This window comes from Bradyrhizobium sp. HKCCYLRH2015, assembly GCF_051168215.1.
Lineage (GTDB): Bacteria > Pseudomonadota > Alphaproteobacteria > Rhizobiales > Xanthobacteraceae > Bradyrhizobium.
On record NZ_JBNPUO010000001.1, the window covers coordinates 675,646 to 693,459 of the forward strand.

29 protein-coding genes and 1 tRNA gene are annotated in these 17,814 nt (G+C 62.9%); 17 read left to right on the top strand and 13 right to left on the bottom strand.

The window, feature by feature from the left end:
* Positions 1-63 precede the first annotated feature (63 nt).
* The 11 genes from ACQR1H_RS03020 to ACQR1H_RS03070 form a co-directional block, all read right to left on the bottom strand.
* On the bottom strand, positions 64-258 hold the full coding sequence (locus ACQR1H_RS03020; RefSeq protein ID WP_434907087.1) for a hypothetical protein: 195 nt from the start codon (positions 256-258) through the stop codon (positions 64-66).
* 373 nt (positions 259-631) lie between these two features.
* The gene (locus tag ACQR1H_RS03025) at positions 632-958 is read right to left on the bottom strand and encodes an HNH endonuclease (protein ID WP_434907088.1); all 327 of its coding nucleotides are present in this window, start codon (positions 956-958) and stop codon (positions 632-634) included.
* 71 nt (positions 959-1,029) lie between these two features.
* Positions 1,030-1,278, bottom strand: a complete 249-nt coding sequence (locus ACQR1H_RS03030; protein WP_434907089.1) for a hypothetical protein — start codon at positions 1,276-1,278, stop codon at positions 1,030-1,032.
* Entirely contained in the window at positions 1,275-1,676 is a 402-nt protein-coding gene (locus ACQR1H_RS03035) for a recombination protein NinB (RefSeq protein ID WP_434907090.1), read from the bottom strand. Before ACQR1H_RS03035 ends, ACQR1H_RS03030 begins: the two co-directional genes overlap by 4 nt.
* Positions 1,673-1,813: a hypothetical protein gene (locus tag ACQR1H_RS03040; protein WP_434907091.1), complete on the bottom strand. Its 141-nt coding sequence runs from the start codon at positions 1,811-1,813 to the stop codon at positions 1,673-1,675. Before ACQR1H_RS03040 ends, ACQR1H_RS03035 begins: the two co-directional genes overlap by 4 nt.
* On the bottom strand, positions 1,810-2,418 hold the full coding sequence (locus tag ACQR1H_RS03045; RefSeq protein ID WP_434907092.1) for a lambda exonuclease family protein: 609 nt from the start codon (positions 2,416-2,418) through the stop codon (positions 1,810-1,812). Before ACQR1H_RS03045 ends, ACQR1H_RS03040 begins: the two co-directional genes overlap by 4 nt.
* Before the next feature lie 11 nt (positions 2,419-2,429).
* A complete protein-coding gene (locus ACQR1H_RS03050) occupies positions 2,430-3,458 on the bottom strand; it encodes a hypothetical protein (protein ID WP_434907093.1) in 1,029 nt (342 codons plus the stop codon).
* A 3-nt stretch (positions 3,459-3,461) separates the two neighbouring features.
* Positions 3,462-4,241 carry an ERF family protein gene (locus ACQR1H_RS03055; RefSeq protein ID WP_434907094.1) on the bottom strand — a complete coding sequence of 260 codons (780 nt, stop codon included), beginning with the start codon at positions 4,239-4,241 and terminating at the stop codon, positions 3,462-3,464.
* 53 nt (positions 4,242-4,294) lie between these two features.
* Positions 4,295-4,996 (bottom strand): SprT-like domain-containing protein, encoded by a 702-nt coding sequence (locus ACQR1H_RS03060; protein ID WP_434907095.1) that lies wholly within the window; start codon positions 4,994-4,996, stop codon positions 4,295-4,297.
* Positions 4,997-4,998: 2 nt separating this feature from the next.
* Positions 4,999-5,400, bottom strand: coding sequence for a hypothetical protein (locus tag ACQR1H_RS03065; protein ID WP_434907096.1), 402 nt, complete (start codon positions 5,398-5,400; stop codon positions 4,999-5,001).
* Positions 5,401-5,559: 159 nt separating this feature from the next.
* The gene (locus ACQR1H_RS03070) at positions 5,560-6,324 is read right to left on the bottom strand and encodes an XRE family transcriptional regulator (RefSeq protein ID WP_434907097.1); all 765 of its coding nucleotides are present in this window, start codon (positions 6,322-6,324) and stop codon (positions 5,560-5,562) included.
* 47 nt (positions 6,325-6,371) lie between these two features.
* On the opposite strand from ACQR1H_RS03070, the gene ACQR1H_RS03075 reads away from it, so the two are divergent.
* Positions 6,372-6,614, top strand: coding sequence for a transcriptional regulator (locus tag ACQR1H_RS03075; protein ID WP_434907098.1), 243 nt, complete (start codon positions 6,372-6,374; stop codon positions 6,612-6,614).
* Positions 6,611-6,805: a hypothetical protein gene (locus ACQR1H_RS03080; protein WP_434907099.1), complete on the top strand. Its 195-nt coding sequence runs from the start codon at positions 6,611-6,613 to the stop codon at positions 6,803-6,805. Before ACQR1H_RS03075 ends, ACQR1H_RS03080 begins: the two co-directional genes overlap by 4 nt.
* 1 nt (position 6,806) lies before the next feature.
* Here the strand turns inward: ACQR1H_RS03080 and ACQR1H_RS03085 are convergent, their stop codons facing one another.
* A complete protein-coding gene (locus ACQR1H_RS03085; protein WP_434907100.1) occupies positions 6,807-7,028 on the bottom strand; it encodes a hypothetical protein in 222 nt (73 codons plus the stop codon).
* A gap of 60 nt (positions 7,029-7,088) precedes the next feature.
* On the opposite strand from ACQR1H_RS03085, the gene ACQR1H_RS03090 reads away from it, so the two are divergent.
* The 13 genes from ACQR1H_RS03090 (at position 7,089) to ACQR1H_RS03150 (ending at position 13,836) form a co-directional block, all read left to right on the top strand.
* Positions 7,089-7,451 carry a hypothetical protein gene (locus ACQR1H_RS03090; protein WP_434907101.1) on the top strand — a complete coding sequence of 121 codons (363 nt, stop codon included), beginning with the start codon at positions 7,089-7,091 and terminating at the stop codon, positions 7,449-7,451.
* A 21-nt stretch (positions 7,452-7,472) separates the two neighbouring features.
* Entirely contained in the window at positions 7,473-8,135 is a 663-nt protein-coding gene (locus ACQR1H_RS03095; protein ID WP_434907102.1) for a helix-turn-helix domain-containing protein, read from the top strand.
* A gap of 29 nt (positions 8,136-8,164) precedes the next feature.
* Positions 8,165-8,800 carry a hypothetical protein gene (locus ACQR1H_RS03100; protein ID WP_434907103.1) on the top strand — a complete coding sequence of 212 codons (636 nt, stop codon included), beginning with the start codon at positions 8,165-8,167 and terminating at the stop codon, positions 8,798-8,800.
* A gap of 10 nt (positions 8,801-8,810) precedes the next feature.
* Positions 8,811-8,999, top strand: a complete 189-nt coding sequence (locus ACQR1H_RS03105; RefSeq protein WP_434907104.1) for a hypothetical protein — start codon at positions 8,811-8,813, stop codon at positions 8,997-8,999.
* Entirely contained in the window at positions 8,996-9,886 is an 891-nt protein-coding gene (locus ACQR1H_RS03110; protein ID WP_434907105.1) for a YdaU family protein, read from the top strand. The genes ACQR1H_RS03105 and ACQR1H_RS03110 overlap by 4 nt, the downstream gene beginning before the upstream one ends.
* A gap of 53 nt (positions 9,887-9,939) precedes the next feature.
* Positions 9,940-10,440 carry a DNA N-6-adenine-methyltransferase gene (locus ACQR1H_RS03115; protein WP_434907106.1) on the top strand — a complete coding sequence of 167 codons (501 nt, stop codon included), beginning with the start codon at positions 9,940-9,942 and terminating at the stop codon, positions 10,438-10,440.
* A 15-nt stretch (positions 10,441-10,455) separates the two neighbouring features.
* Positions 10,456-10,740, top strand: a complete 285-nt coding sequence (locus ACQR1H_RS03120) for a hypothetical protein (RefSeq protein ID WP_434907107.1) — start codon at positions 10,456-10,458, stop codon at positions 10,738-10,740.
* On the top strand, positions 10,737-10,988 hold the full coding sequence (locus ACQR1H_RS03125) for a hypothetical protein (RefSeq protein ID WP_434907108.1): 252 nt from the start codon (positions 10,737-10,739) through the stop codon (positions 10,986-10,988). The genes ACQR1H_RS03120 and ACQR1H_RS03125 overlap by 4 nt, the downstream gene beginning before the upstream one ends.
* A gap of 197 nt (positions 10,989-11,185) precedes the next feature.
* Positions 11,186-11,263: transfer RNA gene (locus ACQR1H_RS03130), tRNA-Met, on the top strand.
* A 24-nt stretch (positions 11,264-11,287) separates the two neighbouring features.
* Complete coding sequence (locus ACQR1H_RS03135; protein WP_434907109.1) at positions 11,288-11,734, top strand: hypothetical protein; 447 nt, start codon at positions 11,288-11,290, stop codon at positions 11,732-11,734.
* A 108-nt stretch (positions 11,735-11,842) separates the two neighbouring features.
* On the top strand, positions 11,843-12,337 hold the full coding sequence (locus tag ACQR1H_RS03140; protein WP_434907110.1) for a terminase small subunit: 495 nt from the start codon (positions 11,843-11,845) through the stop codon (positions 12,335-12,337).
* Positions 12,337-12,504 (top strand): hypothetical protein, encoded by a 168-nt coding sequence (locus ACQR1H_RS03145; RefSeq protein ID WP_434907111.1) that lies wholly within the window; start codon positions 12,337-12,339, stop codon positions 12,502-12,504. The genes ACQR1H_RS03140 and ACQR1H_RS03145 overlap by 1 nt, the downstream gene beginning before the upstream one ends.
* 3 nt (positions 12,505-12,507) lie before the next feature.
* Positions 12,508-13,836 carry a PBSX family phage terminase large subunit gene (locus ACQR1H_RS03150; protein WP_434907112.1) on the top strand — a complete coding sequence of 443 codons (1,329 nt, stop codon included), beginning with the start codon at positions 12,508-12,510 and terminating at the stop codon, positions 13,834-13,836.
* Between the two features lie 181 nt (positions 13,837-14,017).
* Here the strand turns inward: ACQR1H_RS03150 and ACQR1H_RS03155 are convergent, their stop codons facing one another.
* Positions 14,018-14,788 (bottom strand): hypothetical protein, encoded by a 771-nt coding sequence (locus ACQR1H_RS03155; RefSeq protein WP_434907113.1) that lies wholly within the window; start codon positions 14,786-14,788, stop codon positions 14,018-14,020.
* A gap of 428 nt (positions 14,789-15,216) precedes the next feature.
* Between ACQR1H_RS03155 and ACQR1H_RS03160 the strand changes: the two genes are divergently transcribed.
* Together ACQR1H_RS03160 and ACQR1H_RS03165 are read left to right on the top strand one after the other, a co-directional pair.
* On the top strand, positions 15,217-17,388 hold the full coding sequence (locus ACQR1H_RS03160; protein ID WP_434907114.1) for a portal protein: 2,172 nt from the start codon (positions 15,217-15,219) through the stop codon (positions 17,386-17,388).
* Positions 17,389-17,390: 2 nt separating this feature from the next.
* The gene (locus tag ACQR1H_RS03165; protein ID WP_434907115.1) at positions 17,391-17,810 is read left to right on the top strand and encodes a hypothetical protein; all 420 of its coding nucleotides are present in this window, start codon (positions 17,391-17,393) and stop codon (positions 17,808-17,810) included.
* Positions 17,811-17,814: the final 4 nt, after the last annotated feature.

The following is a 17,814-nucleotide window of genomic DNA, read 5'->3' on the forward strand; positions in this document are numbered from 1 at the left end:
CGTGCGACGGCGCCGGCGATCTTGCAACGGTTCCTCTGCATCATCGTGCCTTCGTCTCGCCGCTCATGTGCTTCGCCTCCGCATTTCCTGCCTGATGACGCGCGCCGTCAAATCCTGCAGCACGGCGGTGAGCTGGTTGCGGCGGAATACACCTTTCTCCCGCTGCATGGCCTCGATCAGCGCCTGCCGGCGCTTTGCAAGCGGCAATTGGCTTATCCTGTTTACGACCTGCGCAATGGGCTCTTTGGTCGGCCTCAAAAACCCCTCCATTTGTTGACCGGCGCGCGGCCTTTCCGCCGCGGTTGGTCTCGTGCTACGGTGCCGACATGAGCAAGGATGTCGTCACGGTCTGGTGGTACGAGCGAGACAACGGAGCCCTCCGTTGCCAGAGCTTTCCATTGAATTGGCCTCATAAGGGGTCGACGTATCAGCACGAAGTTGAGGTGAAGTACTCCCGTGACGCCGTCCGTATGGTCATGGTGCACCCCAAAATTGGCGGGGGTTCGGAAGCCCTTCAGGATTTGAGGACCGAAGCACTGGCCTACGAAAAATCCCTCAAGAGCTCCCGTTGAATCCGTTAAGCCTGGCTGACATGTTGTTGGCCGCTTACGCGGGGCGGATCGTTTGTTCACTAAAACCCCTTCCATTTATCGACCGGTGAAGATGCCTTGCGCTGTGGCGGCGCCTTTTCGAAACCGCGGCTCTTGATCTTGGTGCGCGGCTTCGGGAACAGCCCGACATGCCGCGCTCGCTTTTGGTAGACCCGCGACTTTTCGGCCACGTCCTGGGCCGTTTTCTCCTTATGCGGCTTGCCGCGCAGGATCGGCGCCATGTTGCTTTCGCGGTTTTCGCCGCTGTTGATCAGCGCAATGACGTGGTCCACGTCCCACTCATCGCCCGGCCGGATGATCCGGCCTGACCAATGGCAGCGGCCCTTGTTGCGCTCGAAGATGCGCAACCGGACGTGCGGCGGCGGCCGGCTGTCGGGCGTCTTGCCGATCCATTCCTTGACGCTGCGTGCGGTCTCGCTCACTGCTTCGCCCTTGCAATCATCTGCTCCAGGGGCGTCAGCGGAAACCGCTTGCTGTTGGCCGGCGGCTCGAACTGGGCGAGGTAGCGGCGCTGCTCCCTGCACCACGCCTTGTAGGCCCGGCCGTTGCGGCGCGCGAAAGGGTAGCTCTCGCGCAGGCGCTTTGCCCGTTCCTTGAACGGCATGTCCTTCGGCAGGTCCGCGGTGATGGCGCGGATCTCCTCCCGCGCCCGATCGGTCCAGGTCATGCCGCGCTCTCCTGCGGATCGCTCCAAACCACGTTGTTCTCGGCTCCCCACGCGAACATGAATTCGATGAGGTCGGACATCTCCGCGACGGTCAGATCAGATGATGACTGCCCGTAAGGGATGAAGCCGGTCCCATCGAGCGACGGGACGAACTGCGCCTCCTGGCCGCAAGCCTTGAGGAACATGACCTTCCATTGGTCGGTCGAGTAGCGCCGGCCGTTGATGCGCTTCTGTCGGGCGACGTCTGTCAACATTGCCCAGAGCCGGCTGTTCTGCTCCAAGGTGCGCTGTGGCCCCTTGAACACGATGCGCGATCCCGGCGGCGCGTGCTCGATCCAATGGGTTGCCGTCTGCCGATCGGCCGGCGTGTTGAGGACGATTTCGGCTCGCCGGTTCATGGTTCGATCCCTTGACGTCGCAGCTCTGCATCGATCGCATCGTGTGCGATCTCGAACGGGATGACGGCGACCTGAACCCAAAGGATGATCGCGGAGCGGGTGGCGATCAGCCAGCCCGCGAGGGCAGGGGCGCTCATGCCGCGACCGGCTCCCCTCGGCTGCGGATCTTCGCCACCGTGGCGTCGAGCTCGGCGTTGAAGCGGTCCACTTCGGTTGCGAGGGTCTGGATGTAGCGCTCGTCCCGGCGAGCCCGCTTGGCGAACAGCGGCACGCCGCGGTAGTAGATCACGACATCCCACCAATCCCGCTTGGCGATCCACATCGATCCCTGCACCTGGGCGACGTGCTCGCTCGGAATTTCGTCCTTCAGGATCGCGTCAATGAGGAGGTGGGGCAGCTTGGTCTTGATCTCCAAGCCGCCATCCTCGCCGATCAGGCTGTCAGGCGAGCAGCCGGCGCGGCCGTTGCGGATGAAGCCGACGCGGCGCAACTCGGCGCCGGTCTGGAAAACGTAGAGGTCGCGCGCCTCGGGCTCCATCTCATGGCCGCGCTCGGTGTGCTCGTTGGAAAATCCCTCCATGGGCTGGCCGGTGATGATCTCGCCGGCCAGCTTCAGCATGTAGCTGCGGCGGGTCTTGCCTTCGCCTTTCGCCAGCACCTGGGAGAAGCAAGAGGCGGTTGGGATGCCCATGCGGGCGCGCAACCATTCTTCGGAATTCTGCTCGCAATCGAAAATCTGCATTGCCCTGGCCCTTAGTAGTTGATCGAGACGTGGGGGATGGTGCCGGCGGCGATGGCGTCGACGATCGCCTCGGCCGCCTGCGTGGCAGCGGGGCCGGCGGCCTCGCTGTGCTCTCCGACGATGACGGCCAGCGTTTCCTTGACCGCCGCGTGAACCTTCTCGCGGCGTCGCTTGTTCTCGGCGCGCCTGCGCTCTGCCAGTTCCGCGCGGGCCTTCTCCTCCGCGACGCGCAAGCGCTCCTGCTCCACAGCGCGGGCGGCGGCCTGCTCTGCGGCGATGCGGGCTCGCTCCTCGGCCTCCCGCTTCCACTGCTCTGCCTGCTCGGCGCGTTGACGCTCCAGCTCGGCGGCAGCCTGGCACTCGCGCTCGGCGCGCTCCTGCGCCTCCCGTTGGGCCTTCTCGGCGATGTCGTGGGCCTCGCGCTCGGCCTTCTCGCGGCGAAGCGCCTCAAGCTCGGCCGCGTCGCGCTCGCGCTGCTCGGCCGCGGCAAGTTCGTCGGAGAGCTTTGCAGTCGCGTCGGCAACTGCCGTCGTGGCGCGTTCGGAAAACTCCTCCCAATCGCGGGTCGCGAGACAGCGGACGGCATCGAGGCGTGCTCTGACGGCGGCAGACCCCGCGCCGGGCGTCGGCGCACTTCCCGTGATGATGGCGACGAGGGTGTTTTCGTGCCCGCTGATGCGGGCCTGCTCGGCGGCTTCCCAATCCGTCACCGGCTTGCGGACCTCGTCCTTGAGCGCGTCCAGCCGGTCGCGGATCGTGCGGCGCTCGGCATCGATGCTGGCTGCCTGCTTCTTGATCTCGGCGACGTGCTCCTTGCCCATGTCGTCAAGAATCGTCTTCGAGCGGGCGATCTTGTAGGCGAGCGACTTCACCGCATCGCGGCCGGCGCCGGTGGAAATGTCGATGACGTCGGCGCGCGCCTGGGTCTCGATCGCGCCAAGGACGGTTTCAACCTGTCCGGTGCCGAACAGCGTTTCCGCGGTGATGACCGGCACGGCTGCCGGCTCCAAGATGGTTTCGAGCGTGATGATCGCGTTCATGGGTCAGGCCTTCTTGAAGCCGGCAATGGTATTGATGCAGAAGCCGTATTTCTCGGCGGGGATCTCGGTGATGGTCTGCTTGCGGCCATCGGAGAAGATCCCCTTGCTGGCCGCGAACTGCAGGAATGCGCATTCGCTCGCGTTCTTCTCCTTGAGAGCGGTGCGAATGAACGCGGCCTGCTCCTCGGTGATCGAACCGGGAGGAGCGGCATAGGTGAAGCTTGCCGGCGCGTTGGTGCCGCGGCCGTCGTCGTCGCCCCCCTTCGATGCAAGGCCAAGCGATGCCATGAGGGTGATGCGCTCAAGATAGGACACCGCCGACTTGATGCCCTGGATGCTGTTCTTTCCGCCGGTCTGGTCCGCGTTGGCGGAGATCTCGTTCTCCTCTTGATGGCCATCCCGGTGCGAAATAACGCATGTCACCGACACCGGCTCGCCGGGTCTGCCCGACAGCTTCCAACGGTGGGAAAGACCGTGGGCGCTGAGGATCGGCACGACGGCTTCAACCACCTCGGCCAAGTCCTCATAGGAGTAGGTGGCGCGATCAGAGCCGCGTGTTTCGTCAACCATCCTATTGCGGCGGATAGTCGGAAGCTGTGTCTTCGCGTCCGCGAGCGCATTGTTGAACGCCTTTCGCGCCGCGATGGCGTCCAGCTCCTTCGCGAGCTGCGCCGCCTCGCGCAGCATGTCGACGTCGCCGGTTGCCATGGCGGCGCGGACGATGTCGAGCGTCCCGGCAGGCTGCGCCGGAGCAGGGGAGGGATGCGTCTGGGCGGCGACCATGCGCCGGCTGCGGATCGGCTTGACGTTCTCGGGGGGCAGGCGTTCGGCGTCCATCAGTCGTTCTCCTCGGCTTCTTCGGCTTCCATCGGCACCTCGCAGGTGCCGCACATGATCCGCGCGTCGGGCTTGGCCCACGCGTTGAGTTCACAATCCGGGCAGGTGAACTTGGTCTTGCTGGCCTTCTTCTTCTCGCGGGCCGTCTTGGCCGCGTCGCTTTCGCTGATCTTCAGGCGATCGCCGAAAAGCTCGTTCATCCCGAGCTTTTCGAACTCGTCGAACGCGCGCGCGAACGGGCCGTCATCAAGGATGAAGTGCGAGACGTGCTGCCCGGTCTGCTTGCCGCCGGGGGCGCCCGTCGACGACGGGTGCAAGCCCACCTCGTGCATCTTCTTCGCCCACTGCTTGTCGTGATAGGCGCGGCGCGGCATCCTGCCGAAGTGCTTCTGCCAGAGGTGACACATCTCGTGCACCAGGGTTGACAGCGTCTGCCGCACGGTGCGCGTTGAGAAATGTGTGGGGTTGAGGGCGATTTCGTCGGCCACCTCGCCGTCGCGCGATCCGAAGCGTTCCGGCGAGAAGTAGCCGTAGGCGCCCTTGTGCCGCTGCATCGTGATCAGGCAGCGCGGAAGCTCTCCGCCGAACAGCCGATCGTTGAAGAAGTCATAGGCGCGGTTCAATTCGCCGTAGGTCGTGACGGTTGGGCCGGCATCAAGCGGGATTTTTGTTTCGTACGATGCAGAGACGAGATTGCTCATGATCAGGCCGCCTTGATCGCGTCGATCGCTGCATCAATGCTCGACATGATCGCGCTGGCGCGGGCCCGCGCCTCGGCGGTGTCCTCGATCTCCTGCCAGCGGTCGCCAGTCTCCTCGGAAACCTCGCCGGTGCGGAGGACTTCCGCGACCGTCTCATCGAACAGCGAGCGGGCGGCTGCAGTGTCGGTGCGCCACGCCTTATCCGCTGCGTCGCGCGCGGAGTAGAAGGCGTCTCCGGAGAGCCGCACCGCCTCGGCCATCGCGGCGTCATAAGCCGATTTCTGGAGCTTGGTGGCGCTCTGGAAGTACCAGAGCGCGGTTTCCTCGGCACGCTCCTGGCGTTCACGATCCTCGCTGCGGTCCGGAGCGGCGTAGTGGGGATTGGCGGCATAGTAGCCCGACATGGCGAGGTCTCCAGCGATCTGATGGAGACAATGAAAGCATAGCTTTCAATTCACGGCAAGCAGAAATGAAAGTATAGCTTTCAAAAAAATGAAAGCATGAGCGACAGCCCGATTCGGTCCGGAATATGCGGGGCGGGCAGGGCGGTGGCGGCTGCGGTCTTAAGCCGGGCCGCCCATGATGATGCGGTGAACCGCAATCACCTTCGACCGCGGCCAGGTCAGCACCTTCCGCGGATTGAGCTGCAGAACCTTGAGCTGCTTGCCGTCCATGGAGATGAAGCGTTTGACAAAGCCGTGGGGTGGCTCGCCGTCACCCATGCTGATCTGAATCACGCAATCGTCGTCGCGCCGGACCGGCGCATAGGGGTGCACGAAGCAGACCTCGCCGTGTCGGTAGCGCTCCAGCATGCTGTCGCCGACCATATAGACGGCGTAAGCGTCCGGAACGTCGGCGAGGGCCGGAGGCGCAAGAACTTCGCCCAGGTACTGCTCGCCCAAAATCACGTAACCGTCTTTGCCGCCCATCGCCACGCCGCGGATCGGAATTCTTGCAAACCCGCGCGCGGCCTCGCCGATGCGAGCATTCTGCTGCGGTTGAACGGTAACGTTGTATGGCTTTTCTCCCGCCGTCAACCCCGGTTCGGCAGGTGAGTTAACAGTTTCGGGGATCTCGCCGCGTCCAAATTCGAGCCAATCGAGCGGCACGGCGAACTTGTCAGCGATCGCGGCGAGATTCGCCCGGCTGATGCCCTTTCCAAGCTCCCAATTGCCGACCGCGCCGCGGGACACCTTCACCCCGTCAACGGTGCCGAGCGTCTCCGCAAAACGCTCCTGCGACAGGCGAGCGCGCTTGCGGACGAATTTGATCCTGTTGGCCAAGTTTCCCATGGCTGGCACCATGGACGATCCGTTCAAAACTTTCATCGAAAGAGCTGCTTGCATTCCATTGAAAGCTATGCTTTCAATTCGGCATGAGCGAAGATCGAGACATCTCCGAATTGAAAGCGCTCGCGTTGGGCGAAGCGAAACGGGCTGCCAAGGGTAACACCGGGCTCTCTCGCGCTCTCAACAGCGAAATCACTCCGCAGGCCGTTGCTCAATGGAAGCAGGTGCCTGCCGCAAGGGTGCTCATGGTCGAGCGGGCCACCGGTGTGCCTCGGCATCTCCTGCGTCCAGACATCTATCCGGCTCCAGGTGCGGAGGCGGCGCAGTGAGCGATACCAGCGAACAAACCCGCAAGAAGATTGGCAAGGGCATTCGCGAAAGCGTCTGGCGCCGACGAGCGCGGGATAAGCGCGAGGCGATGCAGAGCAGCAGCGGGTATTTCGATCAGGACTACGCGACGCCTCGCACTCAGGTTCGCCATCGATATCTTTGGGAGGAGCGACATGAAGCCTCGTACTGACCTATCTGCGGTTGCTTTCGCCGCGTGCTCGCCGCTCGAACGCGGCCAGTTCGCGCAAGCGCTTCTCGACATACTCGCGGTGCTCGCCTGTTTGCTGCTGATCGTCGCGACCGGTGGCGGTATCGCCTTCGCAGTTTTCATTTTGTTGTTTGTCGCTCTGTAGCAGCCGCGCGGCGAACGTGCCGATCGGCTGGAAGGGCAGGGGATCATTGTCGCTGCTCATGGCCGGAGTAGAGGCCGCGAGCTCTCCAATTGTTGGAAAAGGATTCCGGAGGGGAAGTGCATGCGTACCGAGATCTCGATTTTAGCAGGCCCGCGGCAGTGGGGTGACACGCGCGAAAGCTGGCTCTCGCGGGTGCCAAGAGCAGTCAAAGACACGCTTCGGACGCGCGTCGAGACAGTGTCGTTCCGGACGGTCAAGAGCCTTTGGTACGGCGAAATCAGTGATCCGGAGCACCACGCGGCGCGCGATGTCCGGAAGGCGGCGGAGATCATGCAGGCGCGGAAGGACGCGCTCTCGCTGGTCGGACGCTATCGATCAATCATTGGGGGACTGAATGCCAAGAACCCGGACTTTTATCGCGAGGATATTGCTCGCCTCGAGCGCGTGGCTCGCATGCTGTGCGGTGGCGGTGGGACCGAGTGAGATGTTTTCTGGGGGGCGCCAATGATCGGGCCAACCCCAACTCAGGTTGATGCTTTGGAACGCCGCCGGAAATTCCAGCTCGCAATCAGCGAGCGGGCCGCCGCGCTGCTGCAGCAGAAGCAGGCGGAAGCAAGAAACTCCGCTTCAACAACGGTCGAGCGCCCAAGCAGCGAGCAAGGTGCAGGCACTGCCACTGCAGCGGTTCAAGCGAAGTATCCCAGCATCAAGCACATTCAGAAAACGGTGTGCGCGCATTTCGGGTTGCGGTTGCTTGACATGGTGTCGCCCCGCCGATCGGCGGCGGTGGCGTGGCCGCGTCAGATCGCAATGTACCTCGCATGTGAGCTGACGCCGCATTCGATGCCGACCATTGGGCGAAGCTTCTCGCGCGACCACACGACCGTGCTCTACGCCTCTCGCCTGGTGCCGAAGAAGGTGTGGGCCGATGCGGCGGCAGCGCATGACGTTGCGACCTTGACGCGGCTCATCGCCCCCGCGTCGGAATATGGCGGGGCGCTCGATGAGATCATTGAGTGCATTGTGCGAATGTGGGCGCGGAAGTTGGACACGGCTGAAATCGCGGAGGCGCTTGGGCTGCTGGAAAGCTTCGTCGCCGGCGAGCTGGCGCGGGTGCGGGACGCAGAGAAGTCTCAGTCGGTAGAGGCAAGCGGGGTGTCTCCGTGAGGTGCCTCATCGGGTGCGAGACATCGGGGATGGTTCGGCGCGCGTTCGCCTCACTCGGGCACGATGTATGGTCCTGTGATCTTCTGCCGGCTGAAGACGGCAGCAACCGGCACATCGTTGGCGATGTTCGCGACTACCTCGACGTGGGATGGGATTTCCTCGCGATCATGCATCCGCCCTGCACGCGGCTGTGCAACAGCGGCGTACGCTGGCTTTCCGTGCCGCCACCCGGCCGGACGCTGGCCGATATGTGGGCCGAGCTCGACGAGGGCGCGGCGCTGTTCTCGGCCTGTTGGAACGCGCCTATCGACCGGATCGCCGTAGAGAACCCGGTGATGCACCGGTACGCCAAGGAGCGCATCGCGAATTACCGACCGCCGACGCAGACCATTCAGCCGTGGTGGTTCGGAGATCCGGCCTTCAAGGCTACCGGCCTCTATCTGAAGAACCTCGCGCCGCTCGCGCCGACGCGCCGGCTCACGCCACCGCGACCGGGCACCGCCGAGCACAAGGCCTGGTCGCAGGTTCACCGCGCCGGGCAAAGCGCTGACCGTTGGAAGCGCCGTAGCCGCACCTATCAGGGAATCGCCAGAGCGATGGCGGGGCAGTGGGGAGGCGACGTGAGAGAGCAGGCGAGCTTAGCGCATTCCTCGACGGCAAGCTGAGAGGCGAGCTTTGAAACTTTGGGCCAACGTCTACGTGCCGCTCAACGGCGCCATGGGATCAATCTACGCGACGCGAGCGCTCGCCGATCAGATGGCGGGACGTGATCGCATCACCTGTATCGAAATCAATATTCCGCGCGACGCCGCGGACCTCATTGCATCGTACGATCCAAAGGAATGGAAGCTGCAACAGTCATGAGCCAGCCGTGGTTTCCATTCTACGTCGGCGACTACCTCCGCGACACGGCGCGCCTCACGACGGAAGCGCATGGCGCATACCTGCTCCTGATCCTCGACTATTGGTCGAACGGCGCTCCGCCCGACGACGATGAGACCCTGTGTAGCATTGCTAGGCTTTCGCTAGGCGATTGGCAGCGGCTCCGCCAGAAGCTTGCCCCGTTCTTCCAGATCGAGGCGGGACGCTGGAACCACAAGCGGATCGACAAAGAGCGCGAAACCGCGGCCGAAAAGCACCTTCGACGGGTCAATGCTGGCCGTGCCGGCGGCAATGCCAAGGCAACAGCACAGCAAAGCTCTAGCAATGCTACAGCAGAGCTACAAGCATTGTCCTACCAATCACAATCACAACCACAATCAGATAAGAAAGAACTCTCTCGGTCGGACGCCGACGCGCCGCGACCGGCGCGCGAGCCGTCTCGTTTCGACGAATTTTGGACGGCCTATCCGCGCCGCGACGGTCCGAACCCGCGCAAGCCGGCGGCGGTGAAGTTCGATGCGCTGGTGAAGTCCGGCGGTGATCCGCAAGTGATGATCGATGCCGCGCGCAAGCTTGCCGCCGATGAGGCCGCGCGCGGCAACATCGGGACGCGGTTCGTCCCGCAGGCGGTGACGTGGCTCAATCAGCAGCGCTGGGACGATCACGCGGCGGTCGCGGCGGCGCGGGCCAGCGAGGCGGGGCCTGATCAGATCGAGGAGGCCGTGCGGATGTTCGCGCGGATCCGCCGGTGGTCGCGCTGGGCAGGGCCTGAGCCTGGAATGCTGGGCTGCCGGGCGTCGGTCGAGCTGCTGGCGAAACACGGGCTCGGGCCTGACGGGCGGAAGTTGGCGGCGAATGCCGCGGCATGATGGGGAAGATCGTGGGACGTGTGACGGGGATGGGCGGGCACCAGAGCTCCGCCATGGTGAAAGACGAATGGTTGACGCCGCCACCGATATTGGCCGCGCTCGGTCCGTTCGACCTTGACCCATGTGCACCGATTGTCCGGCCGTGGGACATGGCGCGCGAGCACTACACGGTTGAGGACAACGGCTTGCTGAAGCCGTGGAAGGGGCGCGTCTGGTTGAACCCGCCATATGGGCCGCCGCCGATCGTTGGCCCCTGGATGCGCCGGATGGTGCAGCACAATCGCGGCATGGCGCTCATCTTCGCGCGGACGGAAACCGAGCTGTTCTTTGAGACGGTATGGCAAAGCGCGAGGGCAGTCCTGTTCGTGCAGGGGCGGCTCTACTTCCATCACGTTGACGGCACGCGCGCCGCAGCGAACAGCGGCGCTCCATCTGTGCTGATCGCTTACGGCGATGAAGACGCGGAGATCCTGCGCGCGTGCGCGATCCCGGGGCACTTTGTTCGGCTCGATAAGCAGCCGGCGCGCGCCATCGCAATTTCTGGCCTGTTCTGAAATGGGGGAGAAAGCATGAAAGCGAAGCTGTTTGAGCCTGTGAGCGTCGAGAATCGGCGCGGCTATCGGATCTCGTGCAGCTGCGGCGCGGTGGCGCGTGTCCCAATGAACACGGTCAGGTGCAGCAATGGCCGTGACAGCGATTTCGAGCGTCGATTGGTCGAGCGGAAATTTGAGAAGCTCGGTTGGCAGATCGGCGAGAAGGCAAGCGAACATGTCTGCCCGACCTGTGCGAGGGCCCGTGCCGCTGAGCGGCTGTCGGCGATGATCGGCCGCGCTCGGGGGAGGGGATTGGGATGAAGCGGAGCGATTTCGCGGATGAGAGCCGGCGCCAAATCCTTGCGCTTGCGGACGCGGTGCAAGCTTGCATGCCGGGCCTGATGGTGGAGGTGAGGCGCAACGGCGTTGCGTTCATCTGGCCGCAGGGCGGAAAGGGGATTTTCGTCGTGTCTCCGGAATATGCCGCCGGCACAAAGCCGGGCGTACCGTCCGTGCAAGCAGTCGTGGACAATCTGATGATGGTGGGGCCGGTGCTCGGTCACGCGTAGAGAGTTGTTATTCCCGCAATTATCTCATTCGTTCGGGCGGGCCAATTGAGGCGGACGGCGCTTTCGCGTTTTCCTTCGACGGGTCGTTTCATTCCAAGCGAAAGCCGGGGACCACGTGGGCGATGCGATGCTTTGTCCTCATGGGTTGATCCGGTCGGTAGGGCCAGCCGGCGGGCCGAATGCGTCAGCGACTTTTCTGCGGGGTAGAGCAGCTCGGACAGCTCGGGGCGTTCATGCCGCCCAGGTCGCCGGTTCAAATCCGGCCCCCGCAACCACTTCACACGTTTGAGGGGCTGAGAATGTCGATTGCCGATCTCAAGACGCGGCTTGCTGATGTCCATGGCATCGAGAGCCTGAACATGGAGCTGCAGGGCGGGCGCATCCTCCTGCGCTGGGGCGATTACTCGGCCTCGGCCGATGCCGCGGCGTCGGATGCCGAGATTGAGGCGGCGGTGCGCAATGCGCTCAAGCTTGCTCCCGTTGCCGCGATCCCTGACAAACCCGCTCCGGCTCCTGTCGTGTCGCCGGCCGGTCACACAGGCTCTGTGGCTCAATCCGTCGCGCAGATCATGGAGAGCCACGTTCGGCTGATGGCAGAAGGCCATGCGGCCAACGTTGCGCGGCTTCAGGTGTCGCTGCAGCGACAGCGCGACGCGCTCCAGGCCGTGGGCAACTTCGCCGACAAGATCGACGCTCAGACCGACGATTTCCTGTCCGTCATGGGCCAGTACACGAACGCGCTGTGAGGCCGCTGTGAACCTGCATGGAATTTGGTTGTTCGCTGGCATCGGAGCCGCTGGCTTTGTCGCTGCTTGTATGTGCGCCTGGTCGCTGGTCCATTGGTTGGTGTCCTGATGGCCGCGCCGATTGGAAACCGCTTCTGGATGGCTCGCACCACGCATGGGCGCGATCTCCTGTTCTCCTCGCCTGACATCCTGTTGGCCGCCTGCGTGGAGTATTTCACGTGGGTAGAGGAGAATCCTCTGTACGAGACCAGGGCGTTCTCGTCCAAGGACGGCATCCTCACGGCCGAAATTCCCAAGATGCGGGCTATGTCCGTGTCAGGACTCTGCATTTTCCTGGATATCGTCCCGCAGACCTGGGCGGACTATCGCAAGCGCGAAGGTTTTTCAGAAGTCTGTACGCGCGTAGACGAGATGATCCGGACGCAGAAGTTCCAGGGCGCGGCGGCCGAGCTGCTGAACCCCGCGATTATCGCGCGTGATCTCGGGCTTGCGGATCGCTCGGAGCTGTCCGGCGTCAACGGCGAGCCGATCAAGTCGGAAACCAAGATCACCAGGATTGAGCTTGTGCCGGCGCCTTTCCCGGATCGCGAGGGCACGGCCTGATGAACGTCTACATCCTGGCCGTTACCGAACAGCCCCCGCAGTGGATCGCCTGCGGCCGCACTCGTGCGGAGGCGGAGCACTGGTACGCGAAAGCGATTGCCGATGGCAGCGGCGCGCAACCGCTCTATCGCGTCATCGTCACTCGCAAAGCCGGTCGTGAGGGCTGATCCGTGAGCACCGCGCGCGTCATGCTGCCTCCGAAGCTCGTCCCGGTTTTCACCGGGGAAGCGATGTTTCGCGGGGCGTATGGCGGGCGCGGCTCGGCCAAGACGCGCTCGTTTGCGCTGATGACGGCGATCCGCGCGCATATGTGGGCGGAGGAGGGGCGCTCTGGCTTGGTCGTGTGCGGTCGTGAGTTCATGAACTCGCTGGCCGATAGCTCGTTCGCGGAGATTGCGGCGGCCATTCGCTCGACGCCCTGGCTTGCGGCTCATTTCGACGTCGGGATCAACTACATTCGCACGAAATGCGGCAAAATCTCGTTCGCATTCGTTGGATTGCGGCACAATCTCGACAGCATCAAGTCCAAAGCGCGCATCCTGCTGTTGTGGGTCGATGAGGCGGAGAGCGTTTCCGAAGTCGCCTGGACCAAGGCAATCCCGACCGTGCGCGAGGAAGGCGCGGAAATCTGGGTCACCTGGAATCCGGAGCGGAAGAAGAGCGCAACCCATCAGCGCTTCCGCGCGAACCCGCCGGCCGGCGCAAAAATCGTTGAGCTGAATTGGCGCGACAATCCGTGGTTTCCCTCGATCCTCGACACCACGCGGCGCGACGATCTGGCGAACCGTCCCGATCAATACGAATGGATCTGGGAAGGCGGAATGCGCACGGTCGTTGAGGGCGCCTATTACGCCCCGAGCCTGGCGCAGGCGAAGGCGGAGCGGCGCATTGACGCGGTCGCACGCGATCCGCTGATGCGGGTGCAGGCGTTTTTCGACATCGGCGGCACCGGCGCGACGGCAGACGCCGCGGCGATCTGGATTGCTCAATTCGTCGGGCAGAAGGTCAACGTTCTCGACTATTACGAGGCGCAGGGCCAGCCGCTGGCGACGCATGTCAATTGGCTGCGCGAGCGCGGCTACGGCTCGGCGCTGATCCATCTGCCGCACGATGGCGCGCAGGGCGACAAGGTCTTTGCCACCTCCTACGAAGGCGCGCTGCGGGAAGCCGGCTTCGACGTCATCGTGATCCCGAACCAGGGCCGCGGCGCTGCAAAGGCGCGCATCGAGACGGCCCGCCGCATCTTCCCGAAGGTCTGGTTCAACGCTGACACCACAGAAGCCGGCCGCGAGGCGCTCGGCTGGTACCACGAAAAGCGCTCGGACGATGAGCGCAACGTGGGCCTCGGCCCCAACCACGATTGGAGCTCCCACGGCTCCGACGCCTACGGCCTTATGTGCATCGCATACGACGAGCCGCAGGGGCGCGGGCGCAGCGAGCGGAAGCCTTACTCCGGCACGCGCCGCCGCTCGGGCGGTGGATCCTGGCAGGCGGCGTAGGGAAGCCAAAGGTCGAGCCGCTGTCACGACTGCGAGGGGGCGCGCGCCGATGGCGATCACGAATAAACTCATGATGCCACTCGACGGCTATGATCAAGAAGCCAACAACATCACGGACCAGGCCAACTTCCCCGAATCCGTGTTGACGCATTGCCACAAGTTCATTTTTGGGAATCCGAATTCAGGGCTCAAACGGGGCGCCCACTTCTTGACGTCGACACGCGACGTCAAACCAAGTGCACAGGTAGCCCTGGGTTGCATCTGGCTTAGGCGCAAACTTGGACATCGTGCTGATAACGTCCCACCTCAAGAACTCTACTGTTTGGGCACGCAAATCGCGGACCAGTAAGCCCTTGTCGAAAACCCGCAGCAGGACAAGGCGGCGAGCGGGGCCTTGACTATCTTTGAGCGCAAGGGCGTATACATCGTTGGACTTAGCAAGGTCCAAATAGCCAGTGCTTACGCCGTATCCATACGCGAGCAGCGCAACGTAAGCAAAAAATGCGCCAAGTCGCCATCGTTGTAGCCGCTCGCCCTCCGTCTTCAAGCCACGCGTCAGGAAGAAAACTACGGTCACGCCCATGAATGATAAGACCGCTAGAGAGGCAGTCAGTCCACCAAATAGGAGATAAAGAACTACTGAGATCGCAGCGATTGCCCAAATAAAATAGAAGAATCCTCGATACTTTATCTGGTGCTTCGTTTGTCCATCGTCAGTCTTTATTTCTTCAATCTCCATGGCGCTACTTAGGAACTGTACAGATAATATCGATCCCATCGCCGTCGGCAGCCAAATAAATGCATTGGCCAGATAGTCGTATGTCGTCGCAATCGTCTGCAAGTGGGATCCGACCACGCCGAAATATCCGTACTCATGTACGACAGTGAGGGTGAGGACCATAGCCGACAGAACCGCAAGAAATTTTGGTGCGAGGTCCAGAAGATCTTTCATGGACTTACATCCCTGATCTCGATTGTTTCTGTCAGTATACCCGTCATGATTGTGCAGGGCATGCCTGACCTCGACGCATCCACATCTTTATGCGCCTTGCTGGCTTCGTTGTTGAATTCGCTGAGCATTTGCTAAAGCGCCGCCGCCCCGGACATTTCTGCGCAGTATCGCCAAGAACACGCGAGTGTGCTCCCTGCTTGCAGCGCAAGGGGGAAGCCGTCAGGTGTAACTACGCCGATGGTTGGTCGCCGCGTCGGCGTGGCGCCACTGAATAGGTCGAACAACTTGCAGACGGCGCTTCGTGGCGCGCCCGAAATTCGGGATGAAAGGCTCGCGCCTGTTGCCCTGATCTTCCGCCATGCATCGTACGAGCGAAGTCAGGCGACAACAGCGTGTGAGCGCGACGCAAGCAAGGTGTAACCCTGACGATGGACGATCACGACACCGGCGACGCCGGAGCACGCCAGGAGATGGCTCGCGAGGTGGTCGGCGACGCTGACGCGCTGTTCGGCAAGCTCAAGCGCTGGTTCAAGCGCGACTATGGGAGCGAGGCGCAGACGAAGTGGCGCACCGAGGCAAAAGAGGACTACGCCTTTGAGGCCGGCGATCAACTGACCGACGACGACAAGAACATTCTGAAGGACATGAACCGGCCGATCGTCGTGTTCAACCGAATCGGGGTGACGGTCGACAGCGTTGCCGGGCAAGAGGTTGCCAACCGGCAAGAGGTGCAGTTCCTGCCGCGCCAGCAGGGCGCGGTGAAGAAAAACGAGCTGCTGACGTCGGCGGCGAAGTGGTTCCGGCAGCAGTGCGACGCAGAGGATGAGGAAAGCGACGCGTTTCGCGACGTCGTTGTCTGCGGCATGGGATGGACCGAAACATGCCTCGACTATGAGGAGAACCCGGAAGGCGAACCCCGCGTTCATCGCGTCGACCCGCTCGAAATGGTGTGGGACAGCGGCGCGAAGAAACGTAATATCGTCGATGGTCGGCGGTTGTTTCATGTGCGCCGTGTCACGATCGATGAGGCACGCGCGCTCTGCCCGGGCGATCCTGATCGGCCGTTCGAAGATGCCGATTACAACGCTTCCTGGGTCGATGGTCGCGACAGCGACAGGCCACACGAGGTTGACGCGAACTTCTACACCCGTGAGGAGAACAACGGGAAGGACGATGACGACGATGCAATGGTGACGCTGGTTCGCGCGCAGTGGTGGGAGCGCGTGCCCGTCTACCTGATGGCAGACCCTGAGAACCCTCAGAGCATCAAGACGCTGACCGCGGAGGAGCATGCAGAGCTGAGCAAGAAGTTCAAGCTTGCCGGTGCTCCCATGCCCAAGACCGTCAAGTCAACCCGGAAGGTCTACCGCCAAGCCTATCTCGGCTCTGTGCTGCTTGAAATCGGCGATGCGCCGGCCAAGGGGCATTTCAGCTTCAAGGCGATCACGGGCAAGCGCGACCGCAACAAGAACACGTTTTTCGGCATCGTCCGAGCGATGAAGGACCCGGCGCGCTGGTCCAATAAGTGGATGTCGCAGACGATGCACATCATGAACTCAAGCGCCAAGGGCGGCATTGCCGCGGAGCGCGGCCAGTTCTTCGATGACGATCAGGACGGCGAGGCGAGCTGGGCGAAGAACGATCAGGTGACGTACCTGAAACCCGGTGCCCTGTCGGGCGCGAACCCGAAGTTCATTCAGAAGCCGGTCGCGGAGTTCCCGGCTGCGTCGTTCAACCTGATGCAATTCGCGGTGCAGTCGCTGCCGGCCGTCTCGGGCGTCAATGTCGAGATGCTCGGCATGCAGGGCGCGGCCGACCAGGCGGCCTCGCTCGATCGCCAGCGTAAGCAGGCGGTCATGCTGATCCTGCAGCCACTGTTCGATGGTCTGCGGCGATACCGGAAAGAGCAGGGGCGCTTGCTGCTGTTCTTGATCCAGAACTATCTTTCGGACGGGCGGCTGATCAAGATCGAAGGTCCGGAGGAGGCGCAGTTCGTGCCGCTGATCCGGCAAACCGACGTCACCTATGAGGTGATCGTTGACGAAGCACCGACCAGCGCGAACCAAAAAGAACTGACCTGGACGCTGCTGCAACAGATCCTGCCGGTGATTGGCAAGATGCTGCCGCCCGCAACGTGGCTTGCACTGCTGAAGTATTCGCCGCTGCCGACGTCGGCGCAGAAGGATATCTCGGACAGCATCCAGCAATCGCAGCAGCAGCCGGACCCGGAGCAGCAGAAGCGCGACGCCGAATTGAAGCTCCAGAACGACAAGGCGCAAGCCGACATCGAGAACCACCGCAAGCTCACCGATGCCAAGATTGAGAGCATGACCCGTGAGCAGGAGGCGCGGGCGCAACTGGACCTGCAGAAGGCGCATCAAGACGCGCTGACGCAGGCTCTGACCGCGCCTCCGGCGGTGGGGCCAGATGGGTTGCCCGCGCCGAACCATGGCGAGCAAGCTGCGGCGCTGATCATGTCCGTCCTCGGCGAGATGCGCCGGGACATGAACATGCTGGCGCAGGCCTTCAACGCACCCAAGCAACTGATCCGTGATCCGCAGTCCGGCGAAATCGTCGGCATCGCGCCAATGAGGGGCTGAATATGGCGACGTTCAACAAATTCAATTCGTTCGTCGCCGACCTGGCACAGAAGGTGCACAACCTCAACACAGACACGCTCAAGATCCTGCTGACGAACACGGCACCCGTCGCCGCCAACACGGTCAAGGCCAACATCACCGAGATTGCCGCTGGGAATGGCTATACGGCCGGTGGCCTCACGGCCTCGCTGGTGTCCGCTGCCCAGACTGCGGGCCTGTACAAGCTTGTCCTGTCACCCGTCGCTTTCGTTGCGGCCGGCGGCAACATCGGGCCGTTTGAGTGGGCGGTGCTCTACAACTCGACGGCCGCAAGCGGCAATCTGATCGGATGGTGGGACTATGGCACGGCCATTACCCTGACGAACGGCAACACCTTCACGGTCGCGCTCGACCAGACCAACGGCACCTTGCAGCTCCAATAAGAGG

Bases quoted from the DNA above. Each gene is read 5' to 3' on its own strand.
- ACQR1H_RS03125 (WP_434907108.1), top strand. From the start codon at position 10,737: ATGAAGCGGAGCGATTTCGCGGATGAGAGCCGGCGCCAAATCCTTGCG.
- ACQR1H_RS03050 (WP_434907093.1), bottom strand. From the start codon at position 3,458: ATGAACGCGATCATCACGCTCGAAACCATCTTGGAGCCGGCAGCCGTG.
- ACQR1H_RS03035 (WP_434907090.1), bottom strand. From the start codon at position 1,676: ATGAACCGGCGAGCCGAAATCGTCCTCAACACGCCGGCCGATCGGCAG.
- ACQR1H_RS03085 (WP_434907100.1), bottom strand. From the start codon at position 7,028: ATGAGCAGCGACAATGATCCCCTGCCCTTCCAGCCGATCGGCACGTTC.
- ACQR1H_RS03140 (WP_434907110.1), top strand. From the start codon at position 11,843: ATGGCCGCGCCGATTGGAAACCGCTTCTGGATGGCTCGCACCACGCAT.
- ACQR1H_RS03075 (WP_434907098.1), top strand. From the start codon at position 6,372: ATGAGCGAAGATCGAGACATCTCCGAATTGAAAGCGCTCGCGTTGGGC.
- ACQR1H_RS03155 (WP_434907113.1), bottom strand. From the start codon at position 14,788: ATGAAAGATCTTCTGGACCTCGCACCAAAATTTCTTGCGGTTCTGTCG.
- ACQR1H_RS03060 (WP_434907095.1), bottom strand. From the start codon at position 4,996: ATGAGCAATCTCGTCTCTGCATCGTACGAAACAAAAATCCCGCTTGAT.
- ACQR1H_RS03115 (WP_434907106.1), top strand. From the start codon at position 9,940: ATGGTGAAAGACGAATGGTTGACGCCGCCACCGATATTGGCCGCGCTC.
- ACQR1H_RS03040 (WP_434907091.1), bottom strand. From the start codon at position 1,813: ATGAGCGCCCCTGCCCTCGCGGGCTGGCTGATCGCCACCCGCTCCGCG.
- ACQR1H_RS03145 (WP_434907111.1), top strand. From the start codon at position 12,337: ATGAACGTCTACATCCTGGCCGTTACCGAACAGCCCCCGCAGTGGATC.
- ACQR1H_RS03030 (WP_434907089.1), bottom strand. From the start codon at position 1,278: ATGACCTGGACCGATCGGGCGCGGGAGGAGATCCGCGCCATCACCGCG.
- ACQR1H_RS03135 (WP_434907109.1), top strand. From the start codon at position 11,288: ATGTCGATTGCCGATCTCAAGACGCGGCTTGCTGATGTCCATGGCATC.
- ACQR1H_RS03110 (WP_434907105.1), top strand. From the start codon at position 8,996: ATGAGCCAGCCGTGGTTTCCATTCTACGTCGGCGACTACCTCCGCGAC.
- ACQR1H_RS03100 (WP_434907103.1), top strand. From the start codon at position 8,165: ATGGTTCGGCGCGCGTTCGCCTCACTCGGGCACGATGTATGGTCCTGT.
- ACQR1H_RS03095 (WP_434907102.1), top strand. From the start codon at position 7,473: ATGATCGGGCCAACCCCAACTCAGGTTGATGCTTTGGAACGCCGCCGG.
- ACQR1H_RS03120 (WP_434907107.1), top strand. From the start codon at position 10,456: ATGAAAGCGAAGCTGTTTGAGCCTGTGAGCGTCGAGAATCGGCGCGGC.
- ACQR1H_RS03045 (WP_434907092.1), bottom strand. From the start codon at position 2,418: ATGCAGATTTTCGATTGCGAGCAGAATTCCGAAGAATGGTTGCGCGCC.
- ACQR1H_RS03165 (WP_434907115.1), top strand. From the start codon at position 17,391: ATGGCGACGTTCAACAAATTCAATTCGTTCGTCGCCGACCTGGCACAG.
- ACQR1H_RS03065 (WP_434907096.1), bottom strand. From the start codon at position 5,400: ATGTCGGGCTACTATGCCGCCAATCCCCACTACGCCGCTCCGGACCGC.
- ACQR1H_RS03160 (WP_434907114.1), top strand. From the start codon at position 15,217: ATGGACGATCACGACACCGGCGACGCCGGAGCACGCCAGGAGATGGCT.
- ACQR1H_RS03070 (WP_434907097.1), bottom strand. From the start codon at position 6,324: ATGAAAGTTTTGAACGGATCGTCCATGGTGCCAGCCATGGGAAACTTG.
- ACQR1H_RS03090 (WP_434907101.1), top strand. From the start codon at position 7,089: ATGCGTACCGAGATCTCGATTTTAGCAGGCCCGCGGCAGTGGGGTGAC.
- ACQR1H_RS03055 (WP_434907094.1), bottom strand. From the start codon at position 4,241: ATGGTCGCCGCCCAGACGCATCCCTCCCCTGCTCCGGCGCAGCCTGCC.